Source organism: Neosynechococcus sphagnicola sy1, assembly GCF_000775285.1.
GTDB classification, from domain to species: Bacteria; Cyanobacteriota; Cyanobacteriia; order Neosynechococcales; family Neosynechococcaceae; genus Neosynechococcus; species Neosynechococcus sphagnicola.
This window is the reverse complement of record NZ_JJML01000045.1, coordinates 1-16,250: the sequence shown is the minus strand read 5'-3', so window position 1 is coordinate 16,250 and position 16,250 is coordinate 1. Positions and strand designations below refer to the sequence as shown.

At 48.5% G+C, this 16,250-nt stretch carries 14 protein-coding genes, 1 tRNA gene and 1 pseudogene; 8 read left to right on the top strand and 8 right to left on the bottom strand.

Annotation, left to right across the window (positions count from 1 at the left end):
- The first annotated feature begins 28 nt into the window (after positions 1-28).
- The 3 genes from DO97_RS16400 to DO97_RS16390 all read left to right on the top strand — a co-directional run bounded on the left by DO97_RS16400 (position 29) and on the right by DO97_RS16390 (position 4,677).
- A complete protein-coding gene (locus DO97_RS16400) occupies positions 29-3,034 on the top strand; it encodes a tetratricopeptide repeat protein (protein ID WP_204368692.1) in 3,006 nt (1,001 codons plus the stop codon).
- On the top strand, positions 2,941-3,393 hold the full coding sequence (locus DO97_RS30345) for a glycosyltransferase (RefSeq protein ID WP_081980811.1): 453 nt from the start codon (positions 2,941-2,943) through the stop codon (positions 3,391-3,393). Before DO97_RS16400 ends, DO97_RS30345 begins: the two co-directional genes overlap by 94 nt.
- 144 nt (positions 3,394-3,537) lie before the next feature.
- The gene (locus tag DO97_RS16390) at positions 3,538-4,677 is read left to right on the top strand and encodes a polysaccharide pyruvyl transferase family protein (protein ID WP_162183016.1); all 1,140 of its coding nucleotides are present in this window, start codon (positions 3,538-3,540) and stop codon (positions 4,675-4,677) included.
- 413 nt (positions 4,678-5,090) lie between these two features.
- Here the strand turns inward: DO97_RS16390 and DO97_RS24080 are convergent.
- Together DO97_RS24080 and DO97_RS16385 are read right to left on the bottom strand one after the other, a co-directional pair.
- Positions 5,091-5,302: pseudogene (locus DO97_RS24080) on the bottom strand (hypothetical protein); the annotation flags it as partial.
- A gap of 181 nt (positions 5,303-5,483) precedes the next feature.
- Positions 5,484-5,556 (bottom strand) — tRNA-Thr (locus DO97_RS16385).
- A gap of 427 nt (positions 5,557-5,983) precedes the next feature.
- On the opposite strand from DO97_RS16385, the gene DO97_RS16380 reads away from it, so the two are divergent.
- Together DO97_RS16380 and ubiE are read left to right on the top strand one after the other, a co-directional pair.
- A complete protein-coding gene (locus tag DO97_RS16380) occupies positions 5,984-6,226 on the top strand; it encodes a hypothetical protein (RefSeq protein ID WP_052128863.1) in 243 nt (80 codons plus the stop codon).
- Positions 6,227-6,263: 37 nt separating this feature from the next.
- Entirely contained in the window at positions 6,264-7,007 is a 744-nt protein-coding gene (gene ubiE, locus DO97_RS16375; RefSeq protein WP_193365091.1) for a bifunctional demethylmenaquinone methyltransferase/2-methoxy-6-polyprenyl-1,4-benzoquinol methylase UbiE, read from the top strand.
- A 132-nt stretch (positions 7,008-7,139) separates the two neighbouring features.
- Here ubiE and psaC read toward each other — a convergent pair whose 3' ends face one another.
- The 3 genes from psaC to DO97_RS16360 form a co-directional block, all read right to left on the bottom strand.
- On the bottom strand, positions 7,140-7,385 hold the full coding sequence (psaC, locus tag DO97_RS16370; protein ID WP_036535466.1) for a photosystem I iron-sulfur center protein PsaC: 246 nt from the start codon (positions 7,383-7,385) through the stop codon (positions 7,140-7,142).
- 164 nt (positions 7,386-7,549) lie between these two features.
- Positions 7,550-8,458: a CoB--CoM heterodisulfide reductase iron-sulfur subunit B family protein gene (locus DO97_RS16365; RefSeq protein WP_036535465.1), complete on the bottom strand. Its 909-nt coding sequence runs from the start codon at positions 8,456-8,458 to the stop codon at positions 7,550-7,552.
- A 177-nt stretch (positions 8,459-8,635) separates the two neighbouring features.
- Complete coding sequence (locus tag DO97_RS16360; protein WP_036535463.1) at positions 8,636-9,274, bottom strand: peroxiredoxin; 639 nt, start codon at positions 9,272-9,274, stop codon at positions 8,636-8,638.
- A gap of 280 nt (positions 9,275-9,554) precedes the next feature.
- Between DO97_RS16360 and DO97_RS16355 the strand changes: the two genes are divergently transcribed.
- A complete protein-coding gene (locus DO97_RS16355; protein WP_036535462.1) occupies positions 9,555-9,827 on the top strand; it encodes a hypothetical protein in 273 nt (90 codons plus the stop codon).
- 16 nt (positions 9,828-9,843) lie between these two features.
- Positions 9,844-10,221, top strand: a complete 378-nt coding sequence (locus tag DO97_RS16350; RefSeq protein WP_036535460.1) for a cupin domain-containing protein — start codon at positions 9,844-9,846, stop codon at positions 10,219-10,221.
- Positions 10,222-10,235: 14 nt separating this feature from the next.
- On the opposite strand, the gene DO97_RS16345 is transcribed toward DO97_RS16350, so the two are convergent.
- Together DO97_RS16345 and DO97_RS16340 are read right to left on the bottom strand one after the other, a co-directional pair.
- The gene (locus DO97_RS16345; protein ID WP_239651809.1) at positions 10,236-12,479 is read right to left on the bottom strand and encodes a pentapeptide repeat-containing protein; all 2,244 of its coding nucleotides are present in this window, start codon (positions 12,477-12,479) and stop codon (positions 10,236-10,238) included.
- Positions 12,480-12,501: 22 nt separating this feature from the next.
- Positions 12,502-13,659: a TRC40/GET3/ArsA family transport-energizing ATPase gene (locus DO97_RS16340; protein WP_036535455.1), complete on the bottom strand. Its 1,158-nt coding sequence runs from the start codon at positions 13,657-13,659 to the stop codon at positions 12,502-12,504.
- Between the two features lie 299 nt (positions 13,660-13,958).
- Between DO97_RS16340 and DO97_RS16335 the strand changes: the two genes are divergently transcribed.
- On the top strand, positions 13,959-14,567 hold the full coding sequence (locus DO97_RS16335) for a carbonic anhydrase (protein WP_052128862.1): 609 nt from the start codon (positions 13,959-13,961) through the stop codon (positions 14,565-14,567).
- A gap of 33 nt (positions 14,568-14,600) precedes the next feature.
- Here the strand turns inward: DO97_RS16335 and DO97_RS16330 are convergent, their stop codons facing one another.
- Complete coding sequence (locus DO97_RS16330) at positions 14,601-16,034, bottom strand: phosphoglucomutase/phosphomannomutase family protein (RefSeq protein WP_036535452.1); 1,434 nt, start codon at positions 16,032-16,034, stop codon at positions 14,601-14,603.
- Positions 16,035-16,250: the final 216 nt, after the last annotated feature.

Sequence of the window (16,250 nt, the reverse complement as noted above, 5' to 3'; positions counted from 1 at the left end):
GATGACAACCTCTAAAAATCAGGAACTATTGGCCAGGTTAATTTTAAGAGGTGACCAACTTCTAGTCGATTTAAAATATCCACAGGCGGCTACAGCCTATATCGAGGCACTACGAATTGATCCGTCCTCTGCAGTAGTTTACTATAAACTAGGCGAGCTAAGTCTTAAACAGAATCGATGGGAAGAGGCAATCCAGTATTTTAATCAAGCAATTGAGCTACAACCAGATTTATATTGGGCTAAATTCGGCGTAGGACAGGTATTGGCAGAGCAAGGCCATTTAGATCAGGCAATTGAGACTTTTCGTCGGGTAGTCGAGCTACAGCCAAACTTTCTATTTGCTCATTACCATCTTGCTCTGTGTCTCTCGAACTTAGGACTAATTGATGAGGCATATCAGGCATTTCAAAAGACGATTGAAATCGACCCTAGATTTTATTGGGCCTATTTTAGTCTAGGGAGTATGCTGGAAAGATTTGGACATAATGAAGAAGCGATCGCTACTTACCAGAAGGGACTAGAACAAGAGCCAAAAAATTCCTTAGCACATCACCAACTGGGTGATCTGTGGCTGAAGTTGGGGCGATGGAATGATGCAGTTACCAGCTATCTTCAGGCGATAAATTTAGACTCCAAATATGTCTGGTCGCACCACAACTTGGGGGTAGCACTAGGACATTTAGATCGATGGAATGAAGCGCTTCTATGTCATCAAAAAGTTGCAGAGTTAAAGCCAGACTTTTGGCAGATACCAAGCACAAAACTAGATTTTATGGTGCAATACCAATTGGGTCTAGTACTCATGATTCAGCAAAAATTGGATGAATCAGTACTCTATTTAAAACAAGCAATCTCAATCAAACCTGATTTTTCAACTACCTACCAATATTTAAGTCTTGCACTCATAAAGTTAAAGCGTTGGAAGGAAGCACTCCAGTATCGTCAAAAAATTGAAGAGCTGGAGCCTGATACTGATGTCTTAAGTTATGACTCCTATCAGTCAGTAGGTATTGAATTTCAACGCTTAGTATTATGGGAAAAATCCGACATTGCTTTACTAAATGAGTACGCAGTTATTTCCGGCGAGTTCGACTCTAATTTCTATTATTCTCAATACCCAGATATTGCTGCAGGTGGCATAGATCCAGTGATGCATTACATCACGGCTGGATGGAAAGAGTTGCGGGATCCATCTCCTGTTTTTTCAACTCAAAACTATCTTCGATATAATCCTGACGTTAGCAATAAAAATTTGAACCCGTTCTATCATTTTATTGTTTACGGTCGTAGTGAAGGGAGAAGAAGTCAATCTTTTTCTAATTATATTTTTCAGAAAAAATACATACCAAAAGTCTCGATCCTGATTCCTAATTATAATCATGCAAGATACTTGCCTGAAAGGCTGGATTCGATCTTAAATCAGACTTATAAAAATTATGAGATAATCATATTAGATGATTGCTCCAAAGATAATAGTAGGGATGTCATAGAAAAATACCACAGTCTTTATCCATCAAAAATTCAGTATTTATTTAATAAGATTAATTCAGGAAGTGTCTTTAAACAATGGGAAAAAGGGCTTTCTCTTGCAACATGTGAGTTGGTGTGGATTTGTGAAAGTGACGATAGTTGTGACCCTGACTTTCTGGAAAAGCTTGTTAAGTTCTTTGCAGATCCAAGTATTATGGTAGCTTTTGGTAGAATTCAGTTCATGGATGAGGACTCTGTGGAGTTTTCTGGATTGGACGATTACCGCGAAAGCGCATTCCCAGGAATTTGGAAGGATGTGAACATCGCCACAAGCAATCATTGGTTTAATGGGGCTTTTGGCATAAGAAATGTAATAGCAAATGTCGGGGGCTGTGTGTTTCGCAACCAAATATTACCCCCTGAGATATGGAGTGCAGCGGCGGAGTACAAAGTTTGTGCAGATTGGTTTTTATATGCGGTTTTAGCTGGTGGTGGAAGAATTGCTTATGAACCAACTGCCAAAAGCTATTTCAGACAACATTCTGCGAACACATCAGTTACTAGTTTCGCTAGTGAAAAATATTTTCGTGAGCATTTTAGGGTGGCGAAGTTTCTCCGAAATTATCATGGTATAAGCGAAAATTCATTATTTCGATTTTACGCTTTACTTGCTGATCATTACAAGCATTCATTCAAAAAAAGTACATCCGAAGGTTTGATTGACCTGTTCGATATATCATCACTTCTGAAAGAGAAAAAAATTACAAAGCATATTCTCATCGCGTCATTAGGTTTTCATCTAGGTGGTGGGGAGATATTCCCAATACATTTAGCCAATCAACTTTTATCAATGGGATATTTAGTATCTTTTGCGATTTTAGATTCCCAACAAGAGAATGAAGATATTCGCAATATGCTCAATAGACGTATCCCTGTTTATTGCAAAGATCTGATTGATGAAATTGGCATTGAGAGCTTTATTAGAGAAGCTAATATAAATTTAATTCATTCTCACAATCCGGGCTGGGAATACTTTTTTTCTGCTTCTAAATCAATCAATATTCCTTACATAGTAACCCATCATGGAGCCTATGAATGTGAGCAAATAGATGCACAATATCTTCTAAAATTTTTAAAATTAGTTGATCACTGGGTTTATATTTCCGAAAAGAATCTGGCTGCATTTGATCAGTTGCCTTTGTCACCTTTGTTATTCACAAAACTACCTAATGCCGTACCCGTTAGAGAAGGTGCATTCCCACTTATGAGAAGCGATTTAGGTATTTCAGATGATGCTTTTGTTTTTGGAATTGCATCAAGAGCTATTAGATCGAAGGGTTGGGAAGAAGCTATAAAGGCTGCTTTAATTATAAATGACGTATCCGATAAAGAGTTATTTATATTATTGTGCGGTGATGGGGAAGAAAAGACACGTTTAAGTGAAATATATGACAAGTTCAATAATGTTAAATTTTTGGGATACCAAAAGAAATTCATGGTTTTTATCGACTTTGTGATTGCGGTATACTCGCGTCAAGGTTTCAGGGTGAGTCATTTCCTCTAACTCTAATTGAATGTATTCAAACGAGTACACCCGTCATTGCTACCGACGTTGGAGAGGTAAAAAATATCGTAACCTTTAGGAGCGACAATAGTCTTGTCGCTGGAGTATTAGTTGCTCCTGAACCCAATGACACTAAGTTTGTGGGTAATTTAGTCTCTGCGATGTATAAGATGCTAGATCGTGAAAACCACATTGCTTATGTTAATGCGGCCAAGCAAATTCAAAATGATTTCCAAATAGATAAAGTCACGTCTCAATATGACTCTGTCTATAACAGTTTGTTAGAGCGAAGAGCTGTTAAAAGGGTTTATGGTGAGCAATACAATGAATTCGTTAGCCTACTAAACAGAGGTGAATGATAGTAAAACTTACAGGAAGGATGTTAAAATTTCTACCCCCCTGCAAGCAGATGGGGCATTACGGAATTTCTCCCTCGGATCGCACTCCCGCTTTTTGTAAACCCCGCAAGCAACGGGGAATTTACCCGTTAAGGAATAATGATTATGTATAAACGTCCAGCGGTTCTTGGTATAGATTCAAGCTCGAAAAATATAGCATCCAAAGCATTTACTGAACGAATGTTACAAGATTTCGGTAATAATACTGGCAACATGATTTTCTCTGAGTCTCTATTTACTGTTTTACAGGATGCTAAGAGATGCGAATTTCATTTTTCGCCTAAGGATATTGAAGATTGTGATGTCATTGTTATTGCTGCTGCTAATTGGGTGAATCCTTACTCTGACTTTAGTACTTTAACTGCACGTATTGAGGCAACAGGTTTACCTGTAATTATTTGCGGTATTGGCGCACAGATTTATGATGGTAATATGTTAGCTCCTTTAAAACCTGGTACCACTCGTTTGCTTAAGTTGGCATCAGAAAGTTCAAGGGCTATTTCTGTACGTGGTGAATTTAGCTGTGAAGTGTTGAATGGTTATGGCATTAAGAATGTTGTGCCAACTGGTTGCCCTTCTCTATTGCTTTCAGGTCAGAGGGTGCCTAGTCTTCGCCTAACAACTGAGTTGAGAATATCAGATATTGTTATGCATGGTACTCGTCACCTTTATTCTAGAGCTAAAGATTTTCAAAATTATCTATACAAGGAAGCATTTAGACTCAACACTGATATCATTTTGCAATCAGAACTTGTAGATATGTTCTGCGTTTACGATTCCCTTATTGATCAATCGAAAGCAGCGCTATTTGAGGAGATTCTAACAGTAACTTATGGAGCCGATATATCTACGGTCAAAAACTACCTGCGCTGTCATGGCATAGTTCATACTAGCTTTATCGAATGGATTCGTTATTTGATGCTTAAAAAGTTTTGCATAGGTTCCAGAGTACATGGAACGATTGCCTCACTACTTTCTGGAACGCCTGCAGTTCTTATCACTCATGATACACGCACTGAAGAATTAGCAATTCAAATGTCTTTGCCTTTTATACGTCAGTCAGAAATTGATTGTAGTCGTCCATTGGATATTTTTAGCTACTACGATATTTCTAAATTTGATAAATTTACTATTCATTATAGTAGGTACTATAATAGTTTCTTGCATTTTTTTGAATCCGTCGGATTACAAGTTGATAAAAACTTTAATGGAATACATTCTAAGTTAGGTTTAGCATTAGTTTAGCGATATTTCGTTGCAGGACGTACACTTGAGAACCATAGGAGTATGAAGAAGAGGGTATCACGGTATCAAAACTTTGATACCGTGATAATTTAGAAATACTAATCTCAATCAGCTCAACTTTGAGCAGGTAGATGCGTTCATTGGGTTAATCCAAAATTTAGGGTAAGCTGTTCAGCATCCAAACCACATTTAACTAGGCGTTAAATCCTTTCAGTAAAGTGATTGTTTTGAAAAATGAATGCCGATTAGCTTATTATCATCCTGGGGTGTATTGACACCTAAACTGGGTTCTTTAGCAGGATCTATTTGGCGAACATCCCGATCTAACTTGCGTGGGTCAGGGATTTCACTTTTAAATTTCAATCTCTTTGTGTTTTCTATGCAATGCAATGCAAACCGTTAGGACTGTGCCCCCGGGCTTGGCAGTCGCGATGACTCAGGTAGGGAAGCCCTTCCCTAGGCACACACTGCCCGATTGCAGAATCGCCGAAAGCATTTCAGCAAAGCCTTGGAGGTGCCGTTGGTCTTTCGGTTTCACCCATTGACCCAGTTGGTCTTGCCGTTGACGATACAAGAGGGGCTTGCCATGAGTTTTGCTTTGAGTTGGGGAACTTATGCGTCTCATGGAACGCCCACTTTAAACCCTTCCTGTCTCAGTTGAGATTCCTGCCCTAGTAAGCCTTTCAAGACTTCTCTGCACCACTAAGCCCAATGATGTCCAACAACACCCAACGCAGTTGTTAAAACCCACACAAAAAACAGCCCAGAAGCCTTTTCTGGACTGTGAAACGCTTATTCTTCTTAAAAGCTGGTGACAAGACTCGAACTTGCGACCGGCTGATTACAAATCAGCTGCTCTACCAACTGAGCTACACCAGCAAGCATTTGATATTGTAACAAATTTTCACGGATTGCGATCGAGTTAGGTCTATCGCACAGCAATTCTCAGTATGGAAATTCAACTGGTATTGGGAGGGATCTCCAACTCTAGACCCTCAAGCATAAAGGTGAGTAGATGATCCCAGCTGTCGAAGTACAGGTAGCGGGTTAACGCTCTCAAGTCATCAAAAAAGGTTTTGCGGGTTGGCAAATCAGTACAAAAGAATCCACGATCCCATCAAACAACCTTCGCTGTTTCAACCGTTCTGACTCTCTTGCGTGATCCAGATGTCCTTACAATACTGGCTTTTTCGGGGACTGAACAGCTATTAGTCATACTGAGAATTGCTGGGGCAGTGTGCTCTAGGGTGAGAAAGATATTACAGTCTGTTACAATCAGGAAAAGTGTTAAAAAAAATTAAGTTAAATGATCGCTATTTTAGTTGTCGTCGTAGGTTTGGTTGCCTGGGCGCTGCACCTGATGCAGGAGGCGATCGCCCGAAAAGAGTTCTCGTTAATGTTAGCTGGCTTTCTGGTAGCTTCGGCAGCAGCAGCAACCTTAAGCGTTTACTTCATGGCGGGGAGTTGTCTCAGTTCGCTGACGCAGATGGATCATAGGGTTTCTTTGAGCGATGTGGACGTTGTTACTTGGGTGATGCCAACGGAGTGATATTCTCAGGAGGCTGTTTGCTGACTGAGAACGGCTGATGCTGACTATTGACCCCACTGCTGCTTCAATTCAAACCCTCTTTAACCGCATCGCCCCAGTCTATGACGACCTCAATCAGTGGCTCAGTCTAGGACAGCATAAGATTTGGAAGCAAATGGCGGTGAATTGGGCTAGGCCCCATCCAGGAGCCGTGGTCTTAGATCTATGCTGTGGCAGCGGCGATCTGGCTCAACTGTTAGCCCAGGCAGTGGGAGATCAGGGGCAGGTGATTGGTGCTGATTTTTCCTCTGCCCAACTGGCGATCGCCCGTCAGCGTTACCTGGTCTTGCCGGGGCGATCGCCGATTACCTGGACAGAAGCAGATGCCCTAGCCTTGCCCTTTGCCGACCATACCTTCGATGCCGCCACCATGGGCTATGGTCTGCGCAACGTCACCGATATTCCCCGGAGTCTCCGGGAATTGTACCGGGTACTGAAGCCAGGAGCAAGGGCAGCGATTCTGGATCTGCACCGCCCCAGTAACCCAATGGTTTCAGCCTTTCAGCAATGGTATTTAGCAATGGTGGTGGTGCCGATGGCGGAACACTGGCATCTGTCGGAGGAATATGCTTACATTGCTCCCAGTTTAGAAAAATTCCCCACTGGGACGGAGCAACTTCACCTGGCAAAACAAGCAGGGTTTACCCCCGCCGTTCACTACCCGATCGCCGGAGGAACAATGGGAGTATTGGTGATCACCAAACCTGCGAGCGGGGTTGCCCAGCCCTCTGGGGATATTTGAATCTTCTCCCATTCAATCCGGGGAATTTGAGTTTCAACCTCCAACTTCAGAAGCTGGATGCAAAAAAACTGAGGGAGCCAAAAGCCCCCCCATCTATCTTAGAAACAACGTGAGTAATCCAATTGACACTGCTTAGTAGGCTAGGCCCATACTGCGAGTGGTCTCGGCTCCTAGGTAAACTCGGATACTCAGAAAGTCGGTAGGGCAGGCAGTTTCACACCGCTTGCAACCTACACAGTCTTCTGTCCGGGGAGAAGATGCAATCTGCTGGGCTTTACAGCCATCCCAGGGCACCATCTCCAGTACATCTAGGGGACAAGCCCGGACGCACTGGGTGCAGCCGATGCAGGTGTCATAGATTTTGACTGAATGAGACATCTTATAAAGGCTCCAAATGAGTGTTTAACGCCTTCAGGGGTTCTGCAAGATGAAGACTTCAGAATCAACGCTTAGTTTACCCCAGCGCCTAAGATGGCTTTTGAGAACAGCTGCAAAACTTCAAACAATTTAATAGATGGAGCGGACTTGACCCCAAAACTGGCTTAGGCCCACCCCAGTTTTGCCAGCACCGGGTGGGTGGAGACAATATGACGATCCAGTCCTAAGGCTTGGGGGGTAATGCCCAATGCCAGGGCAACTAACTGGGGCAGGTGGAGAATCGGCAGACCTAGGGGGTGACCGATCACCCGTGCCACCTCCGGCTGGCGCGAATCTAAATTTAAGTGACAGAGCGGACACGGGGTGACTATGCAATCCGCACCAGCGGCGATCGCCTCCTGAATATGCATCCCCGCCATCTGAAAGGATTGGGTCGTGGCATAACTCGACAAGGGCCAACCACAGCACTGGGTGCGGCCTCGATAGTAGATCGGTGTCGCACCGACCGCACGGAATAGATTTTCCATGGACTCGGGTTGGTAGGGATCGTCGAAGGCAAGGGACGTTTGCCCCCGCAGGAGGTAACAGCCATAGAAGGCCGCACACTGCAACCCGGAGAGTTTTTGAGTCACCTGAGCCTGAATCTCGGCGAGGCCATAGTCAGCCACCAGCGCCCAGAGTAAATGCTTCACCGTGGTGCTGCCGCGATAGGGCAGACAACCCTGTTGCTGTAGCAAGCCATTCACCTGTTCCAGATAGGCAGGCTGTTGCTGTTGGGCTTGCTTCAGCCGTTCATCTACATGGCCAATCACCCCCTGACAGGTGCTGCAATGGGTTAACAGGGGCAGCTGGAGTTCCTCCGCTAGGGCAATATTCCGGGCATTCACCGTATCTTCCAGCAGTTGGGAATCTTCCTTAAAGGTACCAGAGCCACAGCAAGCTGCCTGCTTCAGCTCCACCAGTTCAATGCCCAATGCCTGGGTGAGTGCTTGGGTAGACTGGTACAGTTCCCGACAGGCGCCCTGAGCCACACAGCCAGGGAAATATGCATATTTCAAAGAGGGGGATGGCATGGTGATCAATCGGCAGCAGTGCGCTTCTATCATCCCTCCTTCCGTCAGTTTGTGGCCAGGGCTTGACCCTGCCGTTGCCATGGTTGGTTCGCCATTTTCAGTGAAAGCCTGTCAATCCTTCACAGGTCTTGACAGGCTTTCACTCTGACTTCGATCTAACTTGGCCTCAAACGACCCTTACTTGTTAGGCTGGGGCGTCATCCGCAGATAAGGCTTGACTTCGGTATACCCTTTGGGGAATTTTTCCTTGAGCACCTCTGGGTCTTTGAGGGAAGGAACGATCACACAATCGCCACCGTCCTGCCAGTTAACTGGGGTCGCAACACTGTAGTGATCGGTGAGTTGCAAGGAATCAATCACCCGTAAGATTTCTGCGAAGTTACGCCCAGTGCTTGCTGGATAGGTAATGGTCAAGCGCAGTTTCTTCTGGGGGTCAATAACAAACACAGACCGCACCGTCAAGGTGTTATTGGCATTCGGATGCACCATGTCGTAGAGATCAGACACTTTCCGATCGGCATCTGCCAGAATCGGGTAGTTGACGGTTGTATTCTGGGTTTCGTTGATATCTCCAATCCAGCCTTGGTGAGATTCAACGCCATCCACGCTGAGGGCAATTGGCTTGACGTTGCGCTGGTCAAACTCGGACTTCAGCTTAGCAACGGCACCGAGTTCAGTGGTGCAGACGGGGGTATAGTCAGCGGGGTGTGAGAACAGAATCACCCAGCTATCACCCGCCCACTCATAAAAATCGATATCACCTGTGGAAGATGCTTGGGTGAAATTGGGAACGGTATCACCTAGACGGAGAGACATAACTGCTTTCCTGTAGTCTAAAGAACAAAAACAGCGCTTTTAAAAAATCATGCCACAAAACCCCGGTTCCCCGGTCGGATTTTAGACCTTTTTAGGATTTCAACGGTATAGGTGGAGGGTAGCTCTAGGCTGACAGGGGATAGGAGGCAGTTCTGGCTGATGAGTTGGAGCCAAGATCCAGCGACCCCTCTCGGGGGTTAACAATACCTCATCCAGCAGATTAAAATAACTCATCATCTGCAGGATTAGTAAATCTGTGTTGCCATTCTTCTCTGTCTGGATGCTATGGATCAAGCCAATTTTGGTGCCTTTGTGCTTTATTGGCGCTTGGGGACTAACCAGTTTAGTCGCATGGAGCCTGGGAACAGCCCTGCGAGATGGCCTCCGCAACGCCCAACGGATGCACCAGATTCCCTGTGCCCGCTGCCAGTTTTTTACCGGAGACTATCACCTAAAATGTACGGTACATCCCAAAGTAGCGCTCTCAGAATCCGCGATTCATTGCCCAGATTATCGGCACCCCTCCCCAACCACGACCCAGCTTTATTATTAGTCGAGATACCACCAGGATGTTGATTCAGAAACTCGCCAATTGTCCAGAGTTCACGGCGGGCGATGGTTCCCTACTACGAGAACTGCTGCACCCTGATAAGCAAGCGATCGCCCAGCGCTACAGTTTAGCCCACGCCACGGTTCCCCCTGGCATGGCTTGCACCCCCCATGCCTTGAAAACCTCAGAGGTTTACTACATTCTCAGTGGCACAGGGGTGATGCACATTGATGAAGAGGTGCAGGCGGTAGAACCAGGGGATGCGATATATATTCCCCCCCATGCCCATCAATTTATTCACAACCAGAGCCGGGAACCCCTGGTGTTTCTTTGCCTGGTTGATCCAGCTTGGCGGCAGGAAGATGAAATTATCTATGCCCCGGAATCGGCACCGTAATCAGTCCCCAGACATTATTTCAAGTAGATCAATAGATTCAGCCCCGGAATCGTGCGGGAGAGGGTCCACAACAGCAGGGCAATATACAGCAGCCCTAGGCTCCACTGATACCAGACGAGGGCAGAAATTAACCCCGGTAGATGTTCATCCCGGAGGCGAATGTCGTTAAAGCCCAGCTTCACAAAGTTATTGAGGCTGAAGTCGTAATAGTTGAGCCAGTTCCAGCGACGATTCCAGAGCAGGGGCAGGTACCGTTCGCGAAACAGGGGATAGCGGGGGATAGTTGGCAACCGTCCGATCAACAGACGTAACTGGCGCAAGGTGCCTTCTTCGACGAAATAGCTCACCGCCATCTGATCGTGATACCGTCCTTGCTGATAGATGCGCACCACCATCAACAGCGGCAGTGGCAGCGTCATCACCCCCAGGCAGAAAAGCGTCCACCCCGGTTGCGTGGCGGTACGGGCGATCGCACTCACGGCAGTCAGGGTCAACAGTCCCCCACTGATCAGTACCCAAGCGGATTCGAAGACCGTGGGAATCACGGGGGGGTGCCGGAACCGTCGCCAGCGATCTAGCACCCAAAACAGTAACCCAAAGTAAGCGATCGCCAACATGCCCACCCCAAACACCAGCCCAAAACTGGAGCCATAGCGGCTGAGCAAAAGTAGCAAGCTCAGCCCCAGCCATTGCCAGCCCCAGCCAATCCGACGGCTGAGATTCCAGATCGGGGGCAAGGGTTCTTCCGCGATCGCCCGCGTCCGCACCCGAATCAAGGTTGCAAAATCGACCGTCTCGAGACTTAACAGCTCCGTGAGACTACGAAAGGAGTGGCGGCTACGGGTCTGGATAATCTGAGTTGCCTGAACCGTGGAGAACCCCAAGCGCCCTAACTGGTTTAAGGTCGCTGTATTGAGATTAGTTCCTAAAAACCGTTGGGACAGTTCCCGCAGTCGTAGTTGCTGCATCGAATACTCTACCTGGTTGGCATCTGCAATTTGTTGTAACTGGCGGAAATTCTGAATTAAATTCCGAAACAGGGTTTCATTGCCAGACAGCAGGGGAGCCGACAAGACCCGGCCAATCTGCCCCGGATCTCCCAGAATTTTGGCCTGATCGGCATCAAATTCTAGCCCGGAAATATTCAAGTAAGCCGCTTTACCGAAGCTACCGTAGCTAAAATCTGCCCGGTTGAGAATCTGAGCGCCGCGCAGATTCACCGGATGATTGAACTGAGCCTCTCGTAACAGTAACGTCTGTTCAAAGACAGCCTCCGTCAAAAACAACGGTTGCAGAAATCGGGCTTTGGTAAACATCGCCGTATTTTGCCACTGGGTCTGGGAAAAATCCGCTGTTCCCTGCCACTGGGTACGACTGAAGTTTGCCAGTTGTTGAAATCGCCCCTGGTTAAATCGCACCGCTGCCTGAAACTCACTGCCCTGGAAGTTGGCGACTCCCTGGAATTGATCCTGGCTGAATCCGGCTTTGGCAAAAAAGATGCTGTTACGAAAGCGGAGATCCCGGCGGAACACTGCACTGGTAAAGTTAACCGGCTGACTGAAGCGAGTTTCTGAGCAATCAACCTCCTGGGTAAAGTCTGCCCCTGGAGCCTCGACGCGATTGAGAAAGAAGGTATTGCTGGCATTCACAGCCCCCTCAAAGCGAGTTTGCACCAGCTTCAGCGGCCCTCGAAACACCGTAATTTGGGAAGGGGGTGTCAATTGGCCATTGCCACCGGGGGTGGTCAGCAGCGATTGGGAAAGTTGCCGCAATTGCGACAGGCGGCGGCGATCGCGCTGGAGTTGGATCTGTTCAGCCTCCGAAAAAATCGGTGAGAGCGCCTTGCCATAGAGGGGGGTGCGTAACCCTAACTTGCTGAGCACCAACTCCCCTTTGATCTGGGAATAACTCAGATCTAGACCCAGGGGGGTTCCAGACCGCTGGAGTTGCGTCTGGAGCCGCTCATAGAACTGATCACGCAGATCCCCATTCTCGGGGCGTAGATCGATGATCAAATGCCGCAGATCCAGAACCCGGCCCCCCTCGCTCTGCATCGGCGATTTCAGCCGCTCCTGGAGCAATTCCAGGGTAAGTTCCGGGCGATCGGATGGCACAGTGGCGGCCCAAACCGGAGCCGGCACCCAGCAACCCAGCCAACAGACCAAGAGCAACCCCAGCATGATCCAGCGGTGCAGTGGAACTGGAGGAACGCTCCTTGGGTGGGGTGATCGCCCGGTCAGTTGATGGGATGCCCCCATAGGACAGCTGCTACGGCTCCCCTCAGGCAAAACGGATCTTGAGATAGTCGTCTTCCATCTTGGCTCCAGCAGGTTGTAGTGCCGCCAGGGATTGGGGCAGCACCAGGTTACGGCGGTGGTTACCAATGCGGATATTGAGTTCATCCCCCGACTTGCTGAGTTCCACTTGACTCTTGGGAATGCCAGGGAGATAAACCTCTAAGCTGTAGTGGTTATCCGCCTGTACCACCCGCAAGGTGGTTTCTTTGTAGTAAACCTGGGCGGGATCTTCCCCAGCATAGAGGATTTCTTTGAGCCGTTCTAGGGCGGGCAACCCGCAGAGTTCTTCTGCAAAGAGGGGCACCTCCTTAATCGGCAGGGGGGAAAAGTTATCGTGAATTTCCTGGCGATACTGCTGCTGAGATGCTTTCCAGCGTTGGAAGAAGGGATCGCTCACTTGATCGGGGATGATCCGATTGGCAATCACCATATCCGTGGCCACATTGTAGAGACTCAGGTAGGCATGGGCACGCAGAGATTCCTTGATTACCATCTTTTCGGGGTTGGTCACCAATCGTACCGAGGTTTGGGTGTTGTCCGTCAGCACCTTTTCCAGGGCTTCAATTTGCTCGTAGAACTCGTAGGGAGCATCCATAACCTCATTGTCGGGCAGGGAAAACCCCATGACAGGCTTAAAGATCGGTTCAAACAGGGGTCTGAGGATGGCGGACATTTTTTGCAGGGGCTTATAAAAGCGGCGCATATACCAGCCCGCCACCTCCGGCAAGCTCAACAACCGCAGGGCTGTGCCCGTCGGGGCAGAGTCAATGATTAAGACATCAAAGTCCTGGGCATCATAGTGACGCTTCATCCGCACCAAACTGAAAATTTCATCCATCCCTGGCAAGATGGCTAATTCTTCCGCCTCTATGCCTTCTAAGCCCCGCGCTTGCAGTACCTGGGTAATGTAGCGCTTCACTGCTCCCCAGTTACTCTCTAATTCCATCAGGGCATCCAGTTCCGCCCCCCAGAGGTTGGGACGCACCTGCCGGGGGTCATGGCCGAGTTCTTGATCAAAGCTATCGGCGAGGGAATGAGCCGGATCGGTGCTGAGAACTAGAGTCCGATAGCCCAGTTCTGCACAACGCAGCCCTGTCGCTGCGGCAACGGAGGTTTTACCAACGCCCCCTTTGCCGGTCATTAAAACTTACGCGCATGGTTGCTCTAGTCCTGCTGAAGGCAATGTTTACATTCTTTTACTTTATCGGGTTTTCTGGGGAGAGCATTCTGATGCTCAGGTGGCTGGATTCGCTGATCTTGCCGGTCAGTAAAACCTTGAGGCTGCGGGGTAGTCTGAATCCAGGGAATCCACTAAGCTAGATTCGATGTCTTTGCAGGCATTCGCCAGCGATCTCCTCCGTCGGGACACGGGTCTCGTCTCTGGCGGGGTGGCGATGGTCTTGCTAACATTTGCCCGTTCTTTTGAATGATTTTCAGTGCATGACAGTTAACCCAGAAATATCTTCCAGCGACCTTACCCCCGATCAGGCATTACAGCTCCTGATGGATGGCAACCAACGGTTTGTCACCCGCAAGCGGGAGAACCCCCATCAAAATTTTGATCGGATACAAGCCATTGCCGAGCATCAGGAACCCTTTGCAGCGCTGCTCGGTTGTTCAGATTCGCGGGTGCCCCCGGAAGTCATCTTTGATCAAGGGCTGGGGGATATCTTTGTCGTCCGCGTTGCTGGCAATATTGCTTCCTTGGAAGCCGTGGGCAGTGAGGAGTATGCCACCCAAATTTTGAAGGCCAAGATATTAATGGTGTTAGGCCATGAGCGCTGCGGTGCCGTGAAGACTGCATTTAAAGGAGGAGAGCTACCAGGGGTGATCTCTAAATTGATTGAAGCAATTCAACCCGCATTGAATGCCACCGCCAATGATCCAGGAGATGCCCTGGAAAATGCCGTCAAAGCCAATGTGGTGATGCAAACTCAACGGTTATTGCAGTCCCCTGTGATTGCTCGACTGGTGGCCGAGAAACAGTTACGGGTGGTGGGGGGGTACTACGACCTCGATACCGCGGTGGTGCAATTGCTGGCTGAGTAGCGCGGTCTCTCAGGGCAAGATCCTGGCAACCCCTCAACCACAAGTGGCCCAATCCTTTGCCCAGTTCAGCAATTGATGCACCTGTTCCAGCGTGGCGGCTTCACAATAGAGTCGCAGCACGGGTTCGGTGCCGCTGAAGCGAATCATCAGCCAACTGCCATCCAGGAGACGGAACTTGAAGCCATCGATGGTTAAGCAGTCGGTAACGGCTTGTCCGGCCAGGGTGGTCAAGGGTTGGGTCTGGAGTTTTTGCAGCAACTGCGATCGCACCGTCATATTGGCTAGGGGGAGATCAATTCGGTCGTAGGCGCTGCTGAAATGGGTTTGGGCTTGGAGGTTCTGGTAGAGTTGCCCTAAATCTTCACCCGATTGGGCGATCGCCTCGAGGAGATACAGGGCCGAAAGCAGGGCATCCCGCTCGGGAATGTGATGACCATAGCCAATGCCGCCGGATTCTTCGCCGCCGAGTAAAACCGGGCTGGTTAACATGCGATCGGCAATGTACTTATAGCCAATGGGGGTTTCAAATAAGGGCAATTGGTAGAGTTCAGCAATCCGGGGAATCAGATCGGAACCACTGACGGTTTTAATGATTTCACCCCCCATGCCCCGACGGGTAACCAGATGCTCGATCAGAATTGGAATCAGGATTTGGGAGCTGAGAAAGTTGCCCTGACTATCCACCGCCGCAATGCGATCGCCATCCCCATCAAAGACCAGCCCCACCGCTAACCCCTGAGGATGGTGGTGTTGATGGGTACGAATCTGGCGACAGAGATAGGACAGATATTTCGGCAGGGGTTCCGGGGCACCGCCCCCAAACAGGGGGTCACGGTGGCTGTTGAGTTCATGAATCGGGACTCCCAGCAGTGTTTCCATTCCCCCTGCGGTGGCACCGTGCATGACATCGACAAAGACCGTGAGGCGGCCAGCGGCAATGGCGGCGCGGATGATCTCCAGATCTACGTGGGCGGTGAGGGCTTCACAGTAACCCGTTTGCCAAGGGTTGATCGACTGGAGCCTTCCTGGTTCGGTGGCAGGGAATGACGCGGGGGTGGCTAACAGGGCTTCAATTTTTTGGGTCACCTCTGGGGACACCGAGCCACCGAACCCGCCTTTCACCTTTAAGCCCGAGTACCCACCGGGATTATGACTAGCGGTGATCACCAAAGCACCTAGGGCTTTTTGATCGTGGGCGATCCAGCTAAAGGCTGGGGTGGGGGCGTAGGTATCGGCCAAGTCTACGTCGAACCCAAAGTTGCAGACTGACTCGGCGGTCACACGGGCAAATTCCTCGGCCATAAAGCGGCGATCGTAGCCGACAATTATCTTGCGAGTTCCTGTGGTGTCAAGTTGAGACAGCACCTGAGCGGCAACCGGAGCTACTTCAGCCAAGCGATCGCAGGTAAAGTCTTCTGCAATTAACCCCCGCCAACCGTCTGTACCGAATTTAATCGGACTTGCCATTGTTCTCTGTGCCTCAGCCTCGCCCTCAAAATCTTACCACTGGGGCTAGAAGGTCGGCGGAAGCGGCAATTCAGCTTTTCACTTGGGCATTGGAGCTTTTTACTCGAACATTGGAGCTTTTTACTCGGACATTGGAGCTTAGAGGATGTTTTAAAAGGGTCGGGTCGAGCATCAAAAATAACCTGTACTGATGATCGCAATTCCCAATATTCTTCC